The organism is Roseburia inulinivorans DSM 16841 (genome assembly GCF_000174195.1).
Classification (GTDB): domain Bacteria; phylum Bacillota; class Clostridia; order Lachnospirales; family Lachnospiraceae; genus Roseburia; species Roseburia inulinivorans.
Map to the genome: position 1 here is coordinate 25376 of NZ_ACFY01000152.1, position 19732 is coordinate 45107.

General features: G+C 40.1%; 19 protein-coding genes. 3 read left to right on the forward strand and 16 right to left on the reverse strand.

The window, feature by feature from the left end:
- Nucleotides 1-6 precede the first annotated feature (6 nt).
- Nucleotides 7-630, forward strand: coding sequence for a tetratricopeptide repeat protein (locus tag ROSEINA2194_RS15680; protein WP_044928496.1), 624 nt, complete (start codon nucleotides 7-9; stop codon nucleotides 628-630).
- 91 nt (nucleotides 631-721) lie between these two features.
- Here the strand turns inward: ROSEINA2194_RS15680 and ROSEINA2194_RS15685 are convergent, their stop codons facing one another.
- A complete protein-coding gene (locus ROSEINA2194_RS15685; RefSeq protein ID WP_007889712.1) occupies nucleotides 722-1078 on the reverse strand; it encodes a winged helix-turn-helix transcriptional regulator in 357 nt (118 codons plus the stop codon).
- 143 nt (nucleotides 1079-1221) lie between these two features.
- Here ROSEINA2194_RS15685 and ROSEINA2194_RS15690 point away from each other — a divergent pair, with 143 nt between their 5' ends.
- Nucleotides 1222-1725, forward strand: coding sequence for a nitroreductase family protein (locus tag ROSEINA2194_RS15690; RefSeq protein ID WP_044928498.1), 504 nt, complete (start codon nucleotides 1222-1224; stop codon nucleotides 1723-1725).
- A 222-nt stretch (nucleotides 1726-1947) separates the two neighbouring features.
- Here the strand turns inward: ROSEINA2194_RS15690 and deoC are convergent, their stop codons facing one another.
- The 10 genes from deoC to ROSEINA2194_RS15740 all read right to left on the reverse strand — a co-directional run bounded on the left by deoC (nucleotide 1948) and on the right by ROSEINA2194_RS15740 (nucleotide 12770).
- Entirely contained in the window at nucleotides 1948-2598 is a 651-nt protein-coding gene (deoC, locus tag ROSEINA2194_RS15695) for a deoxyribose-phosphate aldolase (protein WP_044928521.1), read from the reverse strand.
- Between the two features lie 73 nt (nucleotides 2599-2671).
- Entirely contained in the window at nucleotides 2672-3898 is a 1227-nt protein-coding gene (locus tag ROSEINA2194_RS15700; RefSeq protein WP_330370569.1) for a phosphopentomutase, read from the reverse strand.
- A 40-nt stretch (nucleotides 3899-3938) separates the two neighbouring features.
- On the reverse strand, nucleotides 3939-4718 hold the full coding sequence (udp, locus tag ROSEINA2194_RS15705) for a uridine phosphorylase (protein ID WP_007889718.1): 780 nt from the start codon (nucleotides 4716-4718) through the stop codon (nucleotides 3939-3941).
- Between the two features lie 18 nt (nucleotides 4719-4736).
- Complete coding sequence (pncB, locus tag ROSEINA2194_RS15710; RefSeq protein WP_007889719.1) at nucleotides 4737-5945, reverse strand: nicotinate phosphoribosyltransferase; 1209 nt, start codon at nucleotides 5943-5945, stop codon at nucleotides 4737-4739.
- Nucleotides 5946-6173: 228 nt separating this feature from the next.
- Entirely contained in the window at nucleotides 6174-6425 is a 252-nt protein-coding gene (locus ROSEINA2194_RS23955) for a hypothetical protein (RefSeq protein WP_147402661.1), read from the reverse strand.
- Between the two features lie 79 nt (nucleotides 6426-6504).
- Nucleotides 6505-7524 carry a helix-turn-helix transcriptional regulator gene (locus ROSEINA2194_RS15720; RefSeq protein ID WP_007889723.1) on the reverse strand — a complete coding sequence of 340 codons (1020 nt, stop codon included), beginning with the start codon at nucleotides 7522-7524 and terminating at the stop codon, nucleotides 6505-6507.
- 191 nt (nucleotides 7525-7715) lie between these two features.
- Entirely contained in the window at nucleotides 7716-8510 is a 795-nt protein-coding gene (locus ROSEINA2194_RS15725; RefSeq protein ID WP_007889727.1) for an AraC family transcriptional regulator, read from the reverse strand.
- Nucleotides 8511-8571: 61 nt separating this feature from the next.
- Complete coding sequence (locus ROSEINA2194_RS15730; protein ID WP_007889729.1) at nucleotides 8572-9519, reverse strand: beta-galactosidase small subunit; 948 nt, start codon at nucleotides 9517-9519, stop codon at nucleotides 8572-8574.
- Nucleotides 9503-11404: a glycoside hydrolase family 2 TIM barrel-domain containing protein gene (locus ROSEINA2194_RS15735; protein WP_044928501.1), complete on the reverse strand. Its 1902-nt coding sequence runs from the start codon at nucleotides 11402-11404 to the stop codon at nucleotides 9503-9505. The genes ROSEINA2194_RS15730 and ROSEINA2194_RS15735 overlap by 17 nt, the downstream gene beginning before the upstream one ends.
- A complete protein-coding gene (locus ROSEINA2194_RS15740) occupies nucleotides 11394-12770 on the reverse strand; it encodes an MFS transporter (protein ID WP_007889733.1) in 1377 nt (458 codons plus the stop codon). Before ROSEINA2194_RS15740 ends, ROSEINA2194_RS15735 begins: the two co-directional genes overlap by 11 nt.
- A gap of 272 nt (nucleotides 12771-13042) precedes the next feature.
- Here ROSEINA2194_RS15740 and ROSEINA2194_RS15745 point away from each other — a divergent pair, with 272 nt between their 5' ends.
- Nucleotides 13043-13897 (forward strand): AraC family transcriptional regulator, encoded by an 855-nt coding sequence (locus ROSEINA2194_RS15745; RefSeq protein ID WP_007889735.1) that lies wholly within the window; start codon nucleotides 13043-13045, stop codon nucleotides 13895-13897.
- A gap of 1124 nt (nucleotides 13898-15021) precedes the next feature.
- Here the strand turns inward: ROSEINA2194_RS15745 and ltrA are convergent.
- The 5 genes from ltrA to ROSEINA2194_RS15775 form a co-directional block, all read right to left on the reverse strand.
- Nucleotides 15022-16416 (reverse strand): group II intron reverse transcriptase/maturase, encoded by a 1395-nt coding sequence (gene ltrA, locus ROSEINA2194_RS15755; RefSeq protein ID WP_007889741.1) that lies wholly within the window; start codon nucleotides 16414-16416, stop codon nucleotides 15022-15024.
- A gap of 709 nt (nucleotides 16417-17125) precedes the next feature.
- Nucleotides 17126-18268 carry a site-specific integrase gene (locus tag ROSEINA2194_RS15760; protein ID WP_007889743.1) on the reverse strand — a complete coding sequence of 381 codons (1143 nt, stop codon included), beginning with the start codon at nucleotides 18266-18268 and terminating at the stop codon, nucleotides 17126-17128.
- An 86-nt stretch (nucleotides 18269-18354) separates the two neighbouring features.
- Nucleotides 18355-18525, reverse strand: coding sequence for a helix-turn-helix domain-containing protein (locus ROSEINA2194_RS15765; protein ID WP_007889744.1), 171 nt, complete (start codon nucleotides 18523-18525; stop codon nucleotides 18355-18357).
- Nucleotides 18526-18528: 3 nt separating this feature from the next.
- On the reverse strand, nucleotides 18529-19530 hold the full coding sequence (locus ROSEINA2194_RS15770; protein ID WP_044928503.1) for a replication protein: 1002 nt from the start codon (nucleotides 19528-19530) through the stop codon (nucleotides 18529-18531).
- Nucleotides 19475-19705, reverse strand: a complete 231-nt coding sequence (locus ROSEINA2194_RS15775) for a hypothetical protein (RefSeq protein WP_007889749.1) — start codon at nucleotides 19703-19705, stop codon at nucleotides 19475-19477. Before ROSEINA2194_RS15775 ends, ROSEINA2194_RS15770 begins: the two co-directional genes overlap by 56 nt.
- Nucleotides 19706-19732 lie beyond the last annotated feature (27 nt).

The following is a 19732-nucleotide window of genomic DNA, read 5'->3' on the forward strand; positions in this document are numbered from 1 at the left end:
ACTTCCATGACCGAAACCCTATCGAAAGCCTGGTCATTATTTGACGCAGGCAATTACACTGATGCAGAAACGCTTTATAAAGAATGTTATGCAAAGATTCCTTCCACCGACCATGACAATTACTGGCAGGTTCTCATGGGATTGATTTATGCAGAAAGCTTTCTAGAACATTTTGCAGAGGCTCGTACCTACGCTTCGCAGTTGATTTCGTGTGCAATTGATCACGAAGAAAAACACATTGCAATCCATCAGGCAGGCATGATCGAACGGATGGCTGGTGCGTATGACAAGGCTATGAACTTATTTTTACAGGAAGAAGCACTCATTGAAAAAAATTTCCCGGATGATGCACTTGCCCGCTCCGCAAATCTCTATGAGCAGGGCTATGTTTCCATGAAGCTTCATGATCTTCCTCTCGCAGAAAAAAACATGCTTTCAGCCTTAGATTTTGCTGAAAAGTCGAACGATCTTATCTCCATCGGCTGTGCTTACCGCGGTCTTGGGGAAATCCTGAAAGCGTCAGAAAAAGCAGAGGATGCGGCTGTCTATTTTGAAAAAGCTATCACCGCTTTCCAGAAAGCCGGAGATACCTACGGTGTGGAAGAAGTAAAAGAACTCATGTCAAAATAACATCTTACATAAACATACTTATGTTCACCACATCCGTTTTTAAATGAAACATGTTTTTCAAAAAATATGCATGTTTAGTTTGACTCTCTGTTCACTTGTACCTTGTTCCAGTAGCGCCTCTCTCTTCGCATCCTGCAATATTCAGATGCGTCTGTCCCCACTGCTGCATCGCTTCAATGATCGGTGCCAGCGTCCTGCCAAAATCAGTCATACTGTACTCCGTCTTTGGCGGCACAACCGGATAAACTGTTCTCCGGATCAGCCCGTCTTTCTCTAATTCCCGAAGCTGCTGCGTCAACATCTTATCCGTTGCCTTCGGCATTCTTTTATGTAACTCACTATAACGTAACGTCTCCTTCATCAAATGATATAAAATAATTGACTTATATTTTCCGCCGATCATCGACAGTGTTCCCGCAACCGGACATGTAAACTCTTTCTCTGCCATTTTTCTCTCCCTGCAAAATCTTTACTTACTTTTTAGATAGTATATTCCAAAAAAGTGCATACTTGCTAAAAAGTCTAAATAAAATATAATTATAGCATGGATATCCAATAACGCAAGAAAACGATGAAAGGAATAGAATGTTTATGGAATTATTAGATATTATGAACGAACGCTTCTCTGTCAGAAAATACGTTGACAAACCAGTAGAACCTGAAAAACTGGATAAAATTTTAAACGCTGCACACGCAGCACCTACTGCTGCCAATCAGCAGCCTGTAAAACTGCTTGTCGTACTGAGTCCGGAAAGTCTTGAAAAACTTGGAAAAGCAGCTAATATTTATGGCGCACCTGTCGCTGTCATTGTCTGTGCCGACAAAACAAAAGCATGGAAACGTCCTTTTGACGGAATGCAGACAACCGATATTGACGCATCCATTTTAACAGACCACATGATGTTAGAAGCTGTCGAACAGGGACTTGGAACTGTCTGGATCTGTTATTTCAAACCGGATGTGCTAAAAGAGGAATTCAAACTTCCTGACTCCTTAGAACCGATCAATATTCTCGCCATCGGTTATGCAGATGCCAGTGTGGTAAAACCAGCCAAAGACCGTATTCCTGTAAAAGAATTAGTGGAATACCTGTAAAATTGTCAAAAACAAAAAGTAAGCCGGGGGCATATCACTCAATCCTGCCTCCGGCTTCTTTTATGCAATTTCTTTGCATTCCTCTCCATCTCATAGCACATACACATTACTCTGTCATAGTGTAAGTGCAATGCACAAATTATAACATATTGTTTCCGAGTATGCGAAAAAATTGAGTAAAAACCGCTTATTTTATGGTCTTTACTCAATTTCTACAACGACTTATGCATTTTTCATAATTTTAACCAGACGGCTCGTACCAAGCCGGTCTGCGCCAAGTTCAATAAATTTTTCTGCATCCGCAAAAGAAGAAATTCCTCCGGCTGCCTTTACTTTCACGTTTGTGCCAACGTATTGTCTCATCAGTTCCACATCCGAAAAAGTAGCTCCTACGGTGGAAAATCCTGTGGAGGTCTTAATGAACTCTGCGCCTGCATTCGTCACGATCTCACACATCTTGATCTTCTCCTCATCTGTCAGAAGGCATGTCTCAATGATCACTTTTAAGGTTTTTCCGCTGCATGCCTCATGGATTTTTCGGATTTCCTGCTCGATTTCATCATACCGTTTGTCTTTCAAAAATCCGATATTAATGACCATATCGATCTCGTCAGCTCCGTTTGCGACCGCATCTCTGGTCTCGAAAATTTTCGTCGCCGTTGTGTGGTATCCGTTGGGGAATCCGATCACTGTACAGATCGGCAGTTTCCCATCGACATACTCTGCCGCCTGTTTCACATAACAAGCCGGGATACAGGCAGAAGCGCATCCATATTTTATTCCATCGTCTAAAATCCGCCGGATTTCTTCCCATGTTGCAGTCTGTGAAAGCAGTGTGTGATCTACTCTGCTTAAAATATCTTTTTTATCCATGTTTTTTCCTTTCTCCTGCCAGCACATCAGTATTTTCCACTCTTCTCTCACTTCAGTATTTCACGTTCTTATGTCACTTCAACTCTGCAAGCAAAGACGTACCAATCGTGCCTTCCGGCATCTGCACACCAAAATTATCTGCAATTGTTGCCCCGATCACTGCAAATGTATCCTGATCTTCAAGCTTTCCTGATCCCTTCATGGAAGGCGAATATGCAACAAACATCACCTGTTCCCTGGTGTGGTCTGTTCCCTTATAGGTTGGATCATTTCCGTGATCTGCCGTAATGATAAGAAGATCATCTTCCCGAAGTACCTTAAGAAGTTCGCCGAGTTTCACGTCAAAGCGTTCCAGTTCCTCTGCGTATCCTTTTACGTTTCTTCTGTGTCCCCAAAGTGCATCAAAATCTACCAGATTCACAAAACAAAGTCCGGTAAAATCGCGCTCTGCGATCTCGATCGTCTGCTCCATTCCATGTACCGAGCTTTTGGACTTATTGGATTCCGTGATTCCTTCCCCGTCAAAAATATCCCGGATTTTTCCGACAGAGATCACATCATATCCGGCGTCTTTTAACGCATTTAATGCGGTTCTTCCATATGGCTTTAAGGCATAATCATGACGGTTGCTGGTGCGGACAAACTCACCTTTTTTCTTTCCAACATAAGGTCTTGCAATGACACGCCCAACTTTCCATTCATCTTTCATGGTAATCTCTCTGGCGATCTCACAGCAGCGGTAAAGTTCCTTTAGCCCAAACGTTTCCTCGTTTCCACAGATCTGAAGAACCGAATCCGCAGATGTATACACGATCATATGCCCGGTTGCAATCTCTTCCTCGCCCAGTTCCTCTAAGATTTCGGTTCCACTCGCACTCTTGTTTCCAATCACTTTGTGACCGGTACGTTTTTCCAGTTCATCGATCAGTTCCTTTGGAAAACCGTGCTCGGTAAACGTCAAAAATGGCTTGGTAATATGAAGTCCCATCATTTCCCAGTGTCCGGTCATGGTATCTTTTCCGTTGCTCGCCTCAGAGAGCCTTGTAAAATATCCCATTGGTTTTTCCACCGGTGCGATATTCTTCAGCTCTTTTAAATTGGCAATTCCAAGTTTCTGCATATTCGGAATTGAAAGATTACCCACCGTCTCCGCAATATGTCCTAACGTGTCAGTTCCCGCATCGCCGAAACGTTCTGCATCTTTTGCTCCACCGATTCCACAGGAATCAACTACAATCGTAAAAATTCTACGGTACTTTTTTGCTTCCATGATTCTCACACCCCATTTTCTGTTCTCCATTGAAATCTGCTTTTCAGGTAAAACTTTTCCCACTCACGCATTATTTTTCACGGTCTGCCCTGATCAGTCTGCGGATTGCCTCCACGCCGACCATCACTGCTGCCTCCGTGTCATGAACGATCGGATTATCCATGCCGAGGGCATTGCGCTCCTGATTTCCCATAACAAGAAAATCAGAACCACAGCGGACTTTCAGATGCGCAGCCACAATAAACAATGCCGCCGATTCCATCTCAGACGCCTTGCAGCCCAGACGTTTCCATGCCTCCCACTTATTCAAAAGTTCATAGCTTACCGGCATGCGCTCCGGCTCATGCTGTCCGTAAAATGCATCTTTGCACTGGACTACTCCGGTATGATAAGTAAACCCAAGTTCCTTTGCTGCCGCAACAAGTGCATTTGCCACCTCAAGATCTGCCACTGCCGGATACTCGATCGGTGCGTATTCCCTGCTGGTTCCTTCCATGCGGACTGCTCCGGTAGCGATCACAATATCACCGCCCTTGACATCCAGATCAATTCCGCCACATGTTCCAACACGCACAAATGTATCTGCACCGCACTGCACCAGTTCCTCCATCGCAATTGATGCGGACGGTCCGCCAATCCCGGTGGATGTCACGCTGACCTTCTCACCTTCCAGATAACCTGTGTAGGTGACAAACTCCCTGTTGTCCGCCACAAGTTTTGCATCCTCAAAATGTTTTGCGATCTTCTCACACCGCTTCGGATCTCCCGGCAGAATCACATAACGCCCCACATCCCCCGTTCTGATCTGTAAATGATACTGTAACCCAGCTTCTCCTGAATAGTTCTGCATACCCCCACACCTTTCTTTTTATCTGTCGTTTTCCATTCTCCAGCTGATACATCTCTGAAGATATTCCACATATTCCGGATTTTTGCACATGCCTTTTCCCGGAGTATCCGAAATCTTGGCAACATCCATTCCATTACACTTGGTTGTCTTCATGACAATATTCAACGCCGGAACATCCGTGTCATTTGAAATATAAGTTCCGATTCCAAATGCAATTTTTACTCTTCCTGCAAAATAAGATGCGATCTTATCTGCCCGCTCAAAATCGAGACTGTCGCTAAATAACAGTGTTTTCGTTTTTGGATCGATTCCAAGGCTCTCGTAGTGGCAGATCATTTTCTCTCCCCACTCAAACGGATCGCCGCTGTCATGACGCACACCGGAAAACAGTGTTGCGTAAGTCAACTGGAAATCTCTTAAGAAGCAGTCTGTTGTAATAGCATCGGTCAATGCCGTTCCATTTAAAATACCGTATTCTTTTACCCACCAATCCAGCGCATACCAATTTGAATATGCCGGATTGTGCTTATGATTTCCCTGTCCGACACACATGATCCATTCATGCGCCATCGTTCCTACCGGAGTGATTCCATATTTTTTTGCAAGGAAAACATTGGATGTTCCTACAAACGTAGAACCAGGATATTTATTCTCGTTTAATTTTTTCACTGCCAGTTCCTGTGCCCCGGCAGAGAGTCTTCTTCTGAGTCCAAATTCGCTGAACAGTCCAAGGTTATAGGTACTGTTTTTCAATAAAGTAATTTTTTCATCCAGCTTTTTCTCAAAACTTGCAAGCAGCTCGTCATAATGATATGCCATGTGGAAATAAACTTCATTTACAATGGCAAGTGTCGGAATCTCATACAAGGAAGTGTTCAGCCATGTTCCGAATGTTTCGATCGTCAGTCCACAGTCTGCGTCCTCTGTAATCTCATAATCTTCATATCGAGGCTGCCACAGTCTTAAGAAATCCACATAGCTTCCCTTCATCCATTTGATCTTATGCAGATATTCCAGCTCCTCTTCTGTGAAACGCAATCCACAGTATGCCTTGATCTGCTCCTTGATCTCCTCCACCATCTCATGGGTAAAGTGAACGTCGGTGTTTCTGCATTTAAAAGACCAGGTTGTCTTATAATCTGAAAACTGATGGTAAATACACTGTCCCATCGAAAACTTGTACATGTCTGTCTCTAATAAACTTGTGATAATTGGTTCTAATAACATCTTTTTCTCCTCTATTTTCCGTAACGATCACTTCTATGCATCAACCAGACCTGCCTGTTACTTTTCTTTTCACGGACTGCTTTGCGCACGTCTTTTTACTATATTATAACTCTGTGGCGGTTTTGACAACAATTTTGTGGAAGAATGGGGCTTGTGGTATGAAATACGCTTTTTGCTATAAAGAAAAGAGACTCCGTTTTTTGAAGTCTCTTCTTGCGTAATACTTTATTATTTTTGCAACTGCTGGGTGATAAGTGTTCTTTCCTTCCCCTTAATTCCAAGTGCGTCAAGTGCCTGGTCTAGCGTCCATTTCATGTTGTTCATGAGATTTTGAACCGAAATTGTCTTTTCTTTTTCTACACGTTCTTTCACACGTTCTTCGACACATTCCTTCACGCGTTCTTCGACACATTCCTTCACACGTTCTTCGACACGTTCTTCGACGCGTTCATTAATATATCTCTCTACAATCTCACTCATTTCTTCACGCCCTCCTTCTTTCTCTTTAAAATGTTTCACACTTTCTGCCAGCTCCGTGTAGTGCATGCACTCCGGATTTTCACTGCAGTGCCCTGATTTTCTCCTCCAATGCATCTACCTCAGCACCGTATTTTAAGCCCCAGTCCTCACGTAAAAGTTCCAGTTCTTTCTTATAATATTCTACTGCACTCTCGTGATCGCCCATTCTGACACAACACTGTGCCATCGCTTCAAATGAATCTGTATATCGTGGTTTTGGCATGCAGTCGAATGTCTTTTGCCACATCTGGATTGCCTCTTTAAAGTATTCATTGTATGAAAATACATTTGCAATGGAAAATAAAATTCTCCAGCTATTTTCATTTGCTTTCGCCAGCGCCTCATACTCTGCCTTCACAGTTTCGAATCCCACCTGTTTTTCTTTGATAAAAACCTCATAAAAAGCATTCAGTTCATCTGGATTTTTCTGATAGGATTCTTTTAAAACAGTTTTTGCCTCCTCAATCCGTCCATCATCGATCAGGTTATCCAGCAGATAAAAATATACCCTTGTATTTTCCGGTGCAGTCTTTAATAATTTGTACCAATATCTGATCAACTCCTGATGATTAGCTGTATCCCAGTCAAACCGTTTTCCATGATTTCCGTTATTGATGTTGTTGATATCGCCCTTCTGGTTTGGGTGTAAGTCAATTGCCCGCTTTGCGTAATACACTGACTTTTGGTACATACATTCTGCCCGGTGTCCGTAAAAGTCTCCAAGCAGAGAAATTGCATGATAATTCGTCGGGTCTGCCTCTACCTCGCGGATCAGGAATGCTTCTTCATTCTCAAATTCCATATTTGTCATGACTCTTCCATATTGCAATTTCTTTTCAATACTCTCGTAACGTTTTTCGGTAGAGTATTCAAACAGATCATCAATCTGAATCCCGAATAAGGACGCAATATCCGGCAGCATTGTCATTTCCGGCAGCGAGCCGTCATTCTCCCATTTGCTTACCGCCTGACTGGTAACTCCTAATTTATCTGCAATATCTTTCTGGGACATGCCTTTGGAACGACGTAATTCTTTTATTTTATTGCCAATTGTTTTCATAAAATCTCAGCCTCTTTTCATTTTTTGTTTTTCCAAGATCTTGTGATTTTATTATAGCAATCCTATATGCAACGAACAATTTCAAATTAGTTGCGTTTGTGAAACCGTTGGTTGTTTTATATTGTTTTTCCATTAAATTTTCACTATTTTTACACTATTTTTCATTATTTTCAAGTGTTATTGCCGTAGTCCTATAGCCCAATCTCTAATCTTTTACGATATTCTCTTGGCGTTATCTTGTACCTCTCTTTAAAAACCCGGTTAAATGTCCTTTGACTTTCAAAACCACATTCAAGACATATGTTTGTTATCGTATCCTGCGTATTTTCTAATGCGCCAACTGCATAATTTAACCGCACGCCATTCAAATATTTGCTGAAGTTACAATGAAAAGTTTTAGCAAACATTCTCGACAACACGTATTTACTTATCCCCAGATCGAATGCCATCTTTTCAAGACTGATTTCATCTCTAAAATTTTTTGCTATATACTCCACAGAATTGTAAATCAAATCATTACTTCCTAATGATTTTTTATCGATCATCGGTATTTCAGTGAATACATATGCAAGAATTATTTGTGCATATGCCTGTGCCAATATCGGAGTACACTCTGGATTTTGCATCAAAAATTTTATTGCATGAACCACATCCGGATGTACATTTTCTTTTTTTAACACCGGATTTTTGGGACTGTATATTTGTAATTCTTTCAAAAATCCTGAAAGAACTGCCGGATCTATATAAAGGAAAATAGCTTTATTTTCTTTTTCGTCAAAAACCTGATAATGGTGTATTACATTCGGAAACACTATCGCAAAATCACCTTCGTCCATGTTATACAGCTCCATTCCGACTCCAAGTGCAATATTTCCATTTGTGACATACACAACCTCTATTGCTTCATGTAAATGGGGTGGCATATGTACTGTTTTTTTCCACTCTGCTGATATTCCCTTATCTTTGTTTTCGTATACTAACAGCATTTAGAGCCACCCTCTTTTTCTTAGATCTGCTTTCCGATACCGTTCTACACTTCAATTGCGACTAACAGATGGTGAATGAATATCTGATATCCTCTTCTGCACTGACATGATATTCGTCTGCCACATCAGTTCCCCAGCTGTCGATACCTCCGACTCCTCTGACTGCTCCGTATACACATAAAACCGTTCTTCTTGCTGGTGGTAATTCCTCATGATGCAGAGCATTTTCAATTTCAGATGCTGTATAAGGAAGGCATGAAAAAGCAAATTCCCGATCCATCTTCTCAATGCGGAGTGTCTGTGGCGAATGATCTGTTCTACTATTGTCAAGACTTGTATGTCTGCTAATTTCGAGCCACTCTGTATCCATTCTCATTCCACATTCCTGTGGAACAAGGTAAGGTGTTAAGCTCAGATCTGTGACTTCGTAAATACCCTTTTCGGCACCTGCTTTTCTATCCGGATATGTCTCACCGGACAAACCCTTATAGATATATTTATCTGCAAGTGTCGGCATGATAAAACGCATTCCAAACACCGGAAGCTCAGGCAGTCCTTTTGCTCCATTATAATGTACATCCACACGGATTTTTCCGGATGCATCAACCATATATGTCACAAGTACCGTTGTTGACGGATTAGATATCGTCTCATAAGTATATTTTACTATGATCTCATCAGCAAAAATATCCCCACCAAAGCTGTTATTGTCCGGTGCATAAGGTTTCTGCTCTTCTCCGTCCATAATGACTTGTGTTCCCCTGCAGTCAATGAACATATCTGCTGAAAGCCAGCTTCCGCTTTTAATATGGAACTTACTTCCTCTGTCGTTATCCGTCAGTGCCCGCCAGAAAGCAGGCTTTGGACAACGGTACAGCCACTCATATCCATTTTTCACGATAGATTCGAGTCCGCCTTGTGCATAAGAAAAAATATAATCAAATCCTTCACCATGTACACCAAGTGTATAGTCACCATAGACCACTCTTAATTTATCTGTATAAGCCATAGTAATACCTCACTTCCTGCATTGCCGGTTTCTCTTTCCTGTCAGCAAATACGATTCCATTTGCCGAGAATTCATAGTCTGCCGGTTTATCATCAAAGTCACCACCATAACGTAAAACTTCTTTTCCTGTCACCTGATCTTTTACAAGAATTGCCTGATCGATAAAATCCCATATAAATCCACCATGATACATGTCATATTTATCAATCAGCTTCATATATGCTCCCAGACCTCCCATGGAATTTCCCATATCATGCATGAATTCGCATAAAATATACGGTTTCTTTGGACTGTTATCTAAGTATTCCTCTACATCCTCCGGCTTTGCATACATTCTGGTCTCCAAATCAGAAATCGTATCCTCATATGCCCTGTTGTAATAAGCACTTTCATAATGAACTAATCTTCCATCTTTCTTTTCGGCATAATAAATGTTCATTGCTTCAATGTCATCACCTGCATAGGATTCATTTCCCAATGACCAGAATAGAATGGATGTATGGTTTTTAAATGTTTCAAAATTATTTCTTGCACGATCAAGTACCGCCTCTTTCCACTGTGGAAGAGATCCCGGCACATTGCAGGATGGTTCGATCGCTCCTAATTTCTGGAAGGAACCATGACTTTCCAGATTTGTTTCTGCCATCACATAAATTCCTGCATTGTCGCACATATAATACCATGGTATCTGATCCGGATAGTGACAGGTACGCACAGAATTAATATTATTTCTGAGCATACATGCGATATCTGCTTTCATATCTTCCAAGCCAATGCATCTTCCTGTTTTTGGATTCCACTCATGACGGTTTACTCCTGTGATAATCAGGCGTTTTCCATTTAAATAAATGATCTTATCAATTATCTCAATTCTTCTGAAGCCAATATCATAAGGAATTACTTCTGCTAAACTTCCATCTTCCGCCTTAAGCTCTACATACGCATGATATAAATAAGGATCATGATTATCCCACAGTTCCACAGTTTCTAAATCAGCACAGATCGTACCTTCTAAATACTCATTTTCTTTCTTTAACTGTACGGATTTTTCTGCCAACAAATTTTCTTCCCTGTCTTTTAAAATAAAGCTGGCAGTTATATTCTGAGCATCCGGTGCAGATACTTTCATGCTGACAGTTACGCTTCCACTCACATTATCCTGATTCAGCACAGGTTTGAACCATACATCATCCATATGTACATCCGGTATCGCTTTCAGAGTAACATTTCTAAAGATTCCAAAAAAACGGAAAAAGTCCTGATCCTCTAAAAATGCTGCTGTGCTCATCTTATGAACCTGAACTGCCAGCACATTTCCCTTTTCTTTTATATAAGGTGTCAGGTCAAACTCAGAAGGCGTAAAACTATCTTCTGCATAGCCTACAAACTGTCCATTCAGCCACAGATACATCGCTTCTTCTACACCTTCAAAGCAAATATGGATTCTTTTTCCACACATACTCTTATTCAGGTCAAAGTATTTGATATAAGAACCTACCGGATTGTACTCTGCTTCTGAAAACATTCCTTTTTCTGCTCCGGTCGCCTCCATGCTGTAAGCTCCTCTATGGTACTCTTTTCCTTCCCACGGATACATGGTGTTGATATAACGGATTTTATCATATCCAGCCAGTTCAATATGTCCCGGAACCATAATTTTATCGAATCCTGATGCATCAAATGTTTCCTCATAAAAATTAACCGGTCTGCTTTTTACATTTTTACTATAAGAAAACTCCCACTGTCCGTTTAATGACTGAAATAATGGGTTTTTCTCTTTTTTCATGTCCGAATAATCCAAATAATAACAATGATCACTGTGTGCTTCCAACTGATTCACACGAAATACTTCCGGATTATCCAACCATTTCATATCAGCATTCATATTTTTCCTTCCTTTCCAACTGTTTTCTAAGTTTTTCATTAGCATCTTCTACATTCATTCTTGACATGATAAATGTAATAACCAATGACAATACCATCGGAATCCACAAATACATAACATGCAACATGTTCAGGCAGGATTCTGGCTGGATTGTTGCTTCTTTCACAAATCCACTTGCATCAAGTAACCATCCGCAAAGAGCAACTCCGATTCCTCCACCGATCTTTGTTCCGAAAGAAGTACAGGAATACATTGTTCCGTCAATGTGTTTATGTTTTGTAAGGTATGTATATTCTGAACAGCTTGCAATTACAGCTCCCATATCCCCCTGCCATGGTGCCATTCCAAGTGCTGCAATCGCTGTAAACGCAAGCATAAGCGGAACACTACCCATATAGCCGGCAAAAATCACTCCGACACGTCCTGCTGTCCCAAGAATATAGCCTGCAAGGTTCATTCTATATAAACCTTTCATCTTCTCTACCAGCATTGGTGTAATACACATCGCAATGATGACAGGGATATTGATCGCCCATGAGAATACAGAATATAAATCTTCATTTTTCAGTATGTAGATCATGTAATAAATTCCCATATTTAACATAGCTGAATAAATCTGCTGACAAATATAAGTAGCACAGATCATAAGATAATACTTATTGGAAAATAAAAGCTTTGCAGCCTCTACCAGACCATACTTTTCTTCTGTGTGATCTTTACCTGCTTTCAGTTCTTCTTCCGGAAGCTCCTTGATTGAAAATACGGAAATCGTATTTACGATCAGACCAATAACTGCATATACTACCGCAACTGTTCTCCATGCAGCTGCTCCACCGCCTGCTGTTCTTACAAACTGGACTGTAACAGACTGAATCAGTAAGCTTGTCGAAAATGCAAAGATAAAACGCCATGACCCCATCTCAACACGTTCTCTGCTGTTTTTTGTACAGAAAGTAACCAATGATGCATACGCAATATTGTTCGCAGTAAAGAATACTGCATTTAACAGTGTATATGCAACAAAGAACCATGCATACTGTGCCGTTGTTCCAAGAGTGTCCGGTATTGCAAAGTTTGCTACAAGTGTTACCGCACAACCAATATACGCATAAAGCATCCAAGGTCTTGCTTTTCCAAGTTTACTTTTTGTTTTGTCGATCATCGTTCCAAAGAACATATCACTGATTCCGTCAAATAGCTTTGATACCATGATCAGTGTTCCGATAATACCGGGATTCAAACCTACCGTATTTGTCAAATAAAGCATTACGAATGACGAAAGAAACGCATATACTACATTTCCTGCCAGATCCCCCGAACCATAACCTACCTTGTTATACCATTTCAGGTATTTTTTTTCTTCCATGTGAAACTTCTCCTTTCAATGTACCCTCATTTTTTTCCACAACTTTGTTATATCTATGATATAACAAGATACATTAAAAGAGCCATGTCACAAATCGCATAAAATATGCACAAAATGATATTATTATATGAAAATCACAATAACCTAGTGCGTTATATCACCAAAAGCATGCACAAAATAGTATTATTTATGGTATACTAATTAGCAATACAGATAGTTTTCATCTATCATTGTACTTGCATTAGTAGCAATATTTTTAATGGGGGATTAAAATGTATACAAATAATGCCTATCTGAATAATTCTACTGTTGACCGAAAAGACAAATCAAAACCCTTGGTGATAACCATGTGCGGTACATACAAATTATATACCAAACCAAAACTTCCTACATGGCGTCCCCGTGGCAGGCTTGACTTTCAGCTATTATACATTGCTGCTGGAAAAGCACATTTTCATTTTGGCAGCGATACGGAAGAAACCATTGTTCCGGCTGGCCATATGGTATTGTATCGACCTAAAGAACCTCAAAAATATGAATATTACGCCAACGACCAGACAGAAGTTTTCTGGGTTCACTTTACCGGTAACAATGTTACTAATTTACTACGTTCCTATGGATTAACCAATGATAAAAAAGTGTTTTATTGTGGTTTTGATTCCGAATATAAAACTCTTTTTCAATCAATGATAAAAGAATTACAGATGTGTCAGGATGGATACCCTGAAATGCTGGAAATGTATTTACGCCAGATTTTTATAAAACTACAACGCCATTTTCATTCTTCTATAACTATCACAAGCTCTCGTACTGCTGCTGAAATAGACCGTGCTGTTTCCTACTTTAGTGAACACTATAATGAACAGATCAACATCGATGATTATGCCAAACAGAATTTTGTCAGCACAAGCTGGTTGATCCTCAATTTCAGATTATATACTGGAATTACACCAAAACAATTTATTATGAAAAAAAGAATATATAATGCAGAAATGCTTCTGCAAAATCAGCATTATAGCATTAATGAGATTGCTCGTATTGTAGGCTATGACAATCCTTTGTACTTCAGCCGTATTTTTCAAAAAACGAAAGGTATCTCTCCTTCTGAGTATAGAAAAAATGTATAAACCAAAAAGCAGAGATGTGCTATTCTCTGCTTTTTGCAACTTTTGTCTATTTATTTTTTCATTTTGGCACGAAATACGCTCTTTCTCATTTTATAATGGCATCGTAAACAGAAAGGAGATGAACTTCCATGAGAAACAAATTCCACAACTATATTGAAAATATACTCAGCTTTTATTCAACCTTCTTCACAAAGGGATATTACCGTTTTTAAGTACCATTCTATACATAACAATTGCAATGCCACAAAGCGTAATGCCAAAACTATTAAATCCATTTCTGAAAGAAATAATATTAGTCTTAATTATGTTAGAGACGAGGTTGAAGGAATGCTTTATTCAGCATATTCGGTTATTTTAGGTGGAGATTGCAAGCTTTCTGATAAGGGTTTTACAGATATAGATATTTTACTAAACGAAAATGACGAACAATTCTTCTAGATACCCAAATAATCAATTTATTAAATGAGTATGTAGAATTTATTATAAACGATGTCGATATAATGTCTGATTACATAAGATCATCACTAATCGATAACTCATGGTTGAGAAACAAAACTAAGCAACGTTATAGAAAAATAATTTGCAGATGCCTGTTTTGCTTCGTCTAAATTCATCTGAAAACATGAAGTGTTATAAATTATGATCCTCTTTACACTTTTCCTTGCATCAGCTCATAAGATATGTTATATTATGCGTAGAAAGAGGGAAAGCCAGAGAAGCGGCTTACCCGAATGAATTAAGTAACTGTTTTATCAACAGCCGTCATTATTCGCAGTAATGGCGGCTATTTTCGTTTTCCCTTGAAAATCGTGTAGCACAATCCAACAAGGGCGCAAATGAATATTCCAATCTGAATTAAGTCAGAGTATGTAACATACATTGGCAACGCCCTCCTTTCTTTCGTCTGGAGGGTTGGTCTACGCTTTGCTCCGGTCGTTGCTAAACAAGCCCCACCGGGGCTTAGCAACCCTCCGAAAAAGAGGGTAAGCCGCCCGGCTCTCTGGTTTCCCATGTGCGAAGTATATCATAACTTATTAAATCAGACAACGATAAATCGAGTAGGAGGCGGTGCCTAACCGCCGTCCTCTCACACCACCGTGCGTACCGTTCGGTACACGGCGGTTTCAATAGTTGACGTGCACAGACTGATAGGCTGCGGCTAAATCATAAAAGCCACTGTTTATCAGTCTTTCTTTTGTCATTGCCATGTTTACTGCAACTGTATGCGTTGCGAACCAATGTCCATGTCGGGTATTACCCGCTTGCATTGCCAAGTCTTCGGGTACTCCCATCTTGATAAGGTTACGTACCTTCGTCCTTGGTTTCTTCCACTGTTTCCATATACACATACGTATTCTGTGATAGAGCCATCCGTTGATGTCATCTATGTTGTTCTTCATACTTGCAATTCCGTAGTAGTTAAGCCATCCCCTCGCATACACCTTGATTTTCTCAAGGTTTGGCTTGATTGACTGACATCGCTTACGGGAAGACAGCTCCTTCAGTCTGGACTTGAACTTTTTCCATGACTTCGGATGAACTCGGACATAAATTCCTTTTCCGTTCCTTCCCAATGCAAAGCCAAGGAATTTAAAATTTCGGATTGCAAACACGCTGACAGTACGGCTCTTTTCTCGGTTGACTGTAAGTTTCAGCCTCTCCTCAAGATATTTTGTACTGCTTTCCAAGAGTCTCTCTGATGCCCGCCTGCTCTTTGCAAGAAGCACGATGTCATCTGCATATCTTATGCATGGAACACCTCTTTTCAGAAATTCCTGGTCGAACTCATTGAGGTAGACATTTGCCAGCAATGGCGATAGATTTCCACCTTGCGGTGAGCCTTCCTCTGTGTCAATGACCACTCCGTTTTCCATTACACCGCTTTTCAGATAGCGCTTTATCAACTGTACCACACGTTCATCTTTTACATTCTTCCGGAGAAGATTGATGAGAATTTCATGATTAAGAGTATCGAAGTACTTTGACAAGTCAAGGACTACAGCAAATGTATAGCCTTGTTCTGCATACTCCTTAACCTTAAGTATTGCATCTTTTGCACTTCTGTTCGGACGATAGCCATAGCTACCCTCTGCAAACAGCGGTTCATAGATTGGCACTAACTGTTGGATTATTGCCTGTTGTAGTGTACGGTCTATCACTGTTGGTATGCCAAGCTTTCGCACACCACCATCTGATTTTGGAATCTCAACTCGTCTTACTGGGGACGGAGTATACTTTCCACGATAAATGCGGTCGGTTAACTCTTGTTGATGTTCCTTTAGATATGGAAGAGCCTCTTCAATGGTCATGCTATCAATTCCCGGCGCTCCCCTGTTTGCCTTAACTCTCTTATACGCTCTGTTAAAGTTGTCCTTGTACAGTATCGCTTCCAAAAGTCTCGGCTGTGCACTGTCTCTTTCTTTCCATATCCGATTGAATGACCTAGACGCTTTCACATACCCTTCATGTTCCGCATTATCTCTCTGCGAACAGCCATTATTTTCAATGTTTTCTGCCATAGACGGTCATTCCTCCTTTCTCGGTCATACTCAAGACTCCTACTGATTCATTCCTTCACCTCGAACGGAACTTGTTCCGTTTGGCTACTATGACCTCTGCTGACTTCTATGCGTTCAGCATTGCTTTATGCAATGGTTACCTCTTTCAAGGCATATCGCACAGACCTCCCTAGGTACCACACGTTTCTTCCTCTCCATCCATCTGCCTCATTTATCATACATGATTCCGTGTAGTTATTTGGTTTCAGCTTGTGGTGCAGTCTTACCCTCATGCATGACCTCATATGAGATTTCTGTTCGTCAGACCAGAGATTTGCCCGTGAGTTAGTATGTTCCTCACATCCAGCTTCCTTCAGATTCCATCTCACGATGAACACCCTTGCCTTCGGCTATATCCTTCCCACTACCGGGTGGATTCGGGACTTTAACCCGTTAGAAACGTGCGCCGCTAGGCGCACATCGACAAAATCCCCTTAGATTACTCTAAGAGGATTTGCTTATTTCGAGATATTTTTCTATAAAAGTGCGTCAAAAGGTGTGTCAGTCTTTTATTTCATATCAGAGAATTGTTTCGGAACCCCTATAAAATAAGCATTCTTTGGATTATTTCTCATCCACCACCTGAAAAATAAAGAACTTCATATGTGAGGGCTGAAAAGCCTGTATTTAAAGGATTTTCAAGTCCACTCTATAACTTACTACACCATTTTTACACCATTTCTGCTATGATAGACATCTCCTCTTTGAGTGTTTCATCCAGTACATGACAGTACAAGTCCATTGTCATTTGTAACGAATTATGACCGAGTAATTTCTGCAAAGTCTTTGGACGCATACCCTTTGCAATACAATTTGTTGCAAAAGTATGTCTTAAACAATGTGGTGTAAATCTCTCAAATTTTTCTGTCGGGTTTTGAGCATTGATACGGTCAACTATATAGTCAATTGAACTTCGGATATTGCTTTCATGGATAGGGCGGTTTGTCTTACTTGTAAACACCAAATCCTCAAATCCCTGTTGTGGTTGAAATCTTGTTGTCATATCCTCATGCCATATTCTTTGCTCCTGCAATACTTCCTTTACCTGCTTTGACATAGGGATATTTCTTTTCCCTGCTTTGCTTTTTGGTGGATGAAATTCGTATATCGCTTTTCCGTTGTTTGGCAAATAGCAAAGTGTTTTCTCTACATGAATAATTCCATTTTCAAAATCTACGCAATCCCATGTAAGCCCCAGTATTTCCCCCATTCTCATACCTGTATTCAAAGCAAGTATAAAGAATGGATATAAACTACTGTCTTTTGCGGACTGGTAAAGCAATTGTATTTCCTCTGTTGTCAAAACTCTCTTTTCAGTCTGTTCTTTGCCCTCGATTTTTGTGTTTACGGATAACGCAACATTTTTGTTAATCAAGTCAGTTTCCATTGCCCTGTTAAGTATATCTACCAAAACTGCCTTACAATCTCCTCTGGAACTATCGCTTTTTAATTGATTAAAAGCATTCTGAATAATCACCAGATTAAGATTTGATATTTTTCGCCACCCTAGTTCTTCACGCAATCGGTTATACTGAATTGCATATGTCCGCTTCGTGGTATCCCTGCAATTCTTTTTACAGGTTGTCAGCCACACCTCGTACCACTCATTCAGCGTCATGTTGCTATTCACAACATTTATCTGCTTTTCATCCTCATATTGTTCGTCTCGCAGTTTTTTTGTTATTTCACTGTATGTTCTCGCATAGATGGTTTGTCTTTTTCCGAAACGATTTATGAAACGTGCTTGATACAAACCGTCTTTGCGTTGGGAGATACCTCTCCCTAATTCTTTACCCTTTAATGATTTACCCATTTTACGCTCCTTTTCTCTGGTAAATCAAAAGGGGACTGTAGTTGTTGTCTTAATTAGTATAACATTACAGTCCCCTTGTTTTCAATTTAAACAGCCATTTTATCAAGCCATTTATCAAGTTTATTTTTATCTGCATACCACCGGTTTCCGATGCGTACTCCAAAGCCGTTTTGACCTCTAACTAACTCTCTGGCTTTGGTTTCCCCAATCCCAAGATAATCGCATAATTCTTTAAGCGTCAGCAATTTTCTTTCCATAGGCTAACCCTCCTTGAAAGGACAGAAGGTCATCTGCTCTGCTGTCAGCATCTGAAACTCATTCAGATAATCAAACAGGCTATATGTCTCTACCTTGCCGTTTTTAAATACCTGCACCTTATGTATGCGTCTTAAAAAAGCTTTCCACGTTTCCGGGCTGTATGTCTGTATGTCTGGATACTGCTCCTTTAGGTCTATATTAGATAAAATATAGGCTTTTGTATAACAGGCAACCTTATCAGAATATCTACACGGAAGTGTCACAGGATAGCCGTCCAGATATATCAACATCTGATTGATATGAATAGAACTCTGAAACTCCTCAAACATGATAACATCCTGCCCTTTATACTGATCAAAAGGATGCTTATAATTCGTTACCCGAAACACGTTTGCATATCCGAATTTTTCCATAATACTTCTGGTTTTCCCACTTCCTGTATCTCCATACAAATAATCTACTTCCAGATTGCGAAAAATATCTTTATAACTTTCCTCCTGTATAATTTGCCTTACCTTATCCATTCTCTCAATCTGGGTTATAAATTCCGGCTGTTCTTCCAAAATATCATAGTTACTTTTTCCCTCAGATATCAATTCATATAAAGCAGTTAAATCATTCCTTTCCCCCTGCCGCTCTGTAGGCATTTCTCCCCATTCCTCATGCGTATCCGGGAGATTAGTTTCTCTCTTTTTATCCTTAGACCATTTCTCTCCCTCTTTAAAAATGTAATCTCTATTCTGGATAGAAGAACCATAGGCTTTTTCTATGTGTGCCTCTGGGAACAATCTTTTTATTGTACTGAACCTAACCGGGGATTGGAAAAGAATATATACATGCGTGTGGTGCGTCTTTCCTACTTCATCACTCATACAAAAGTAGCGAAGTGATTTCAGAGTGCAGACATTCTTTTTTATTGCATCATGTGTATATCCCTTTTCCAATGGATTATTTATTGTTAATTGCCATTTTCGGCTCTGTATCTGCCGTACTTCTGTATCCATTAATTTCCTCCTCTTTTTCTTTCTGCTCAAATAGTTTTTTCAAATAAAAGGAAATTTCTTCCATTTTTTCTAGCTGTTCCTTTCTATATTTTTTGCGTTCTGCAAGTTCCTCTCTTATTTCCATGATCAATTCATGTATTTCTCTTGTTTCGAGCATTTCATCTATTATATTCATATTCTTATTCTCCTTTGCTACAAGCGA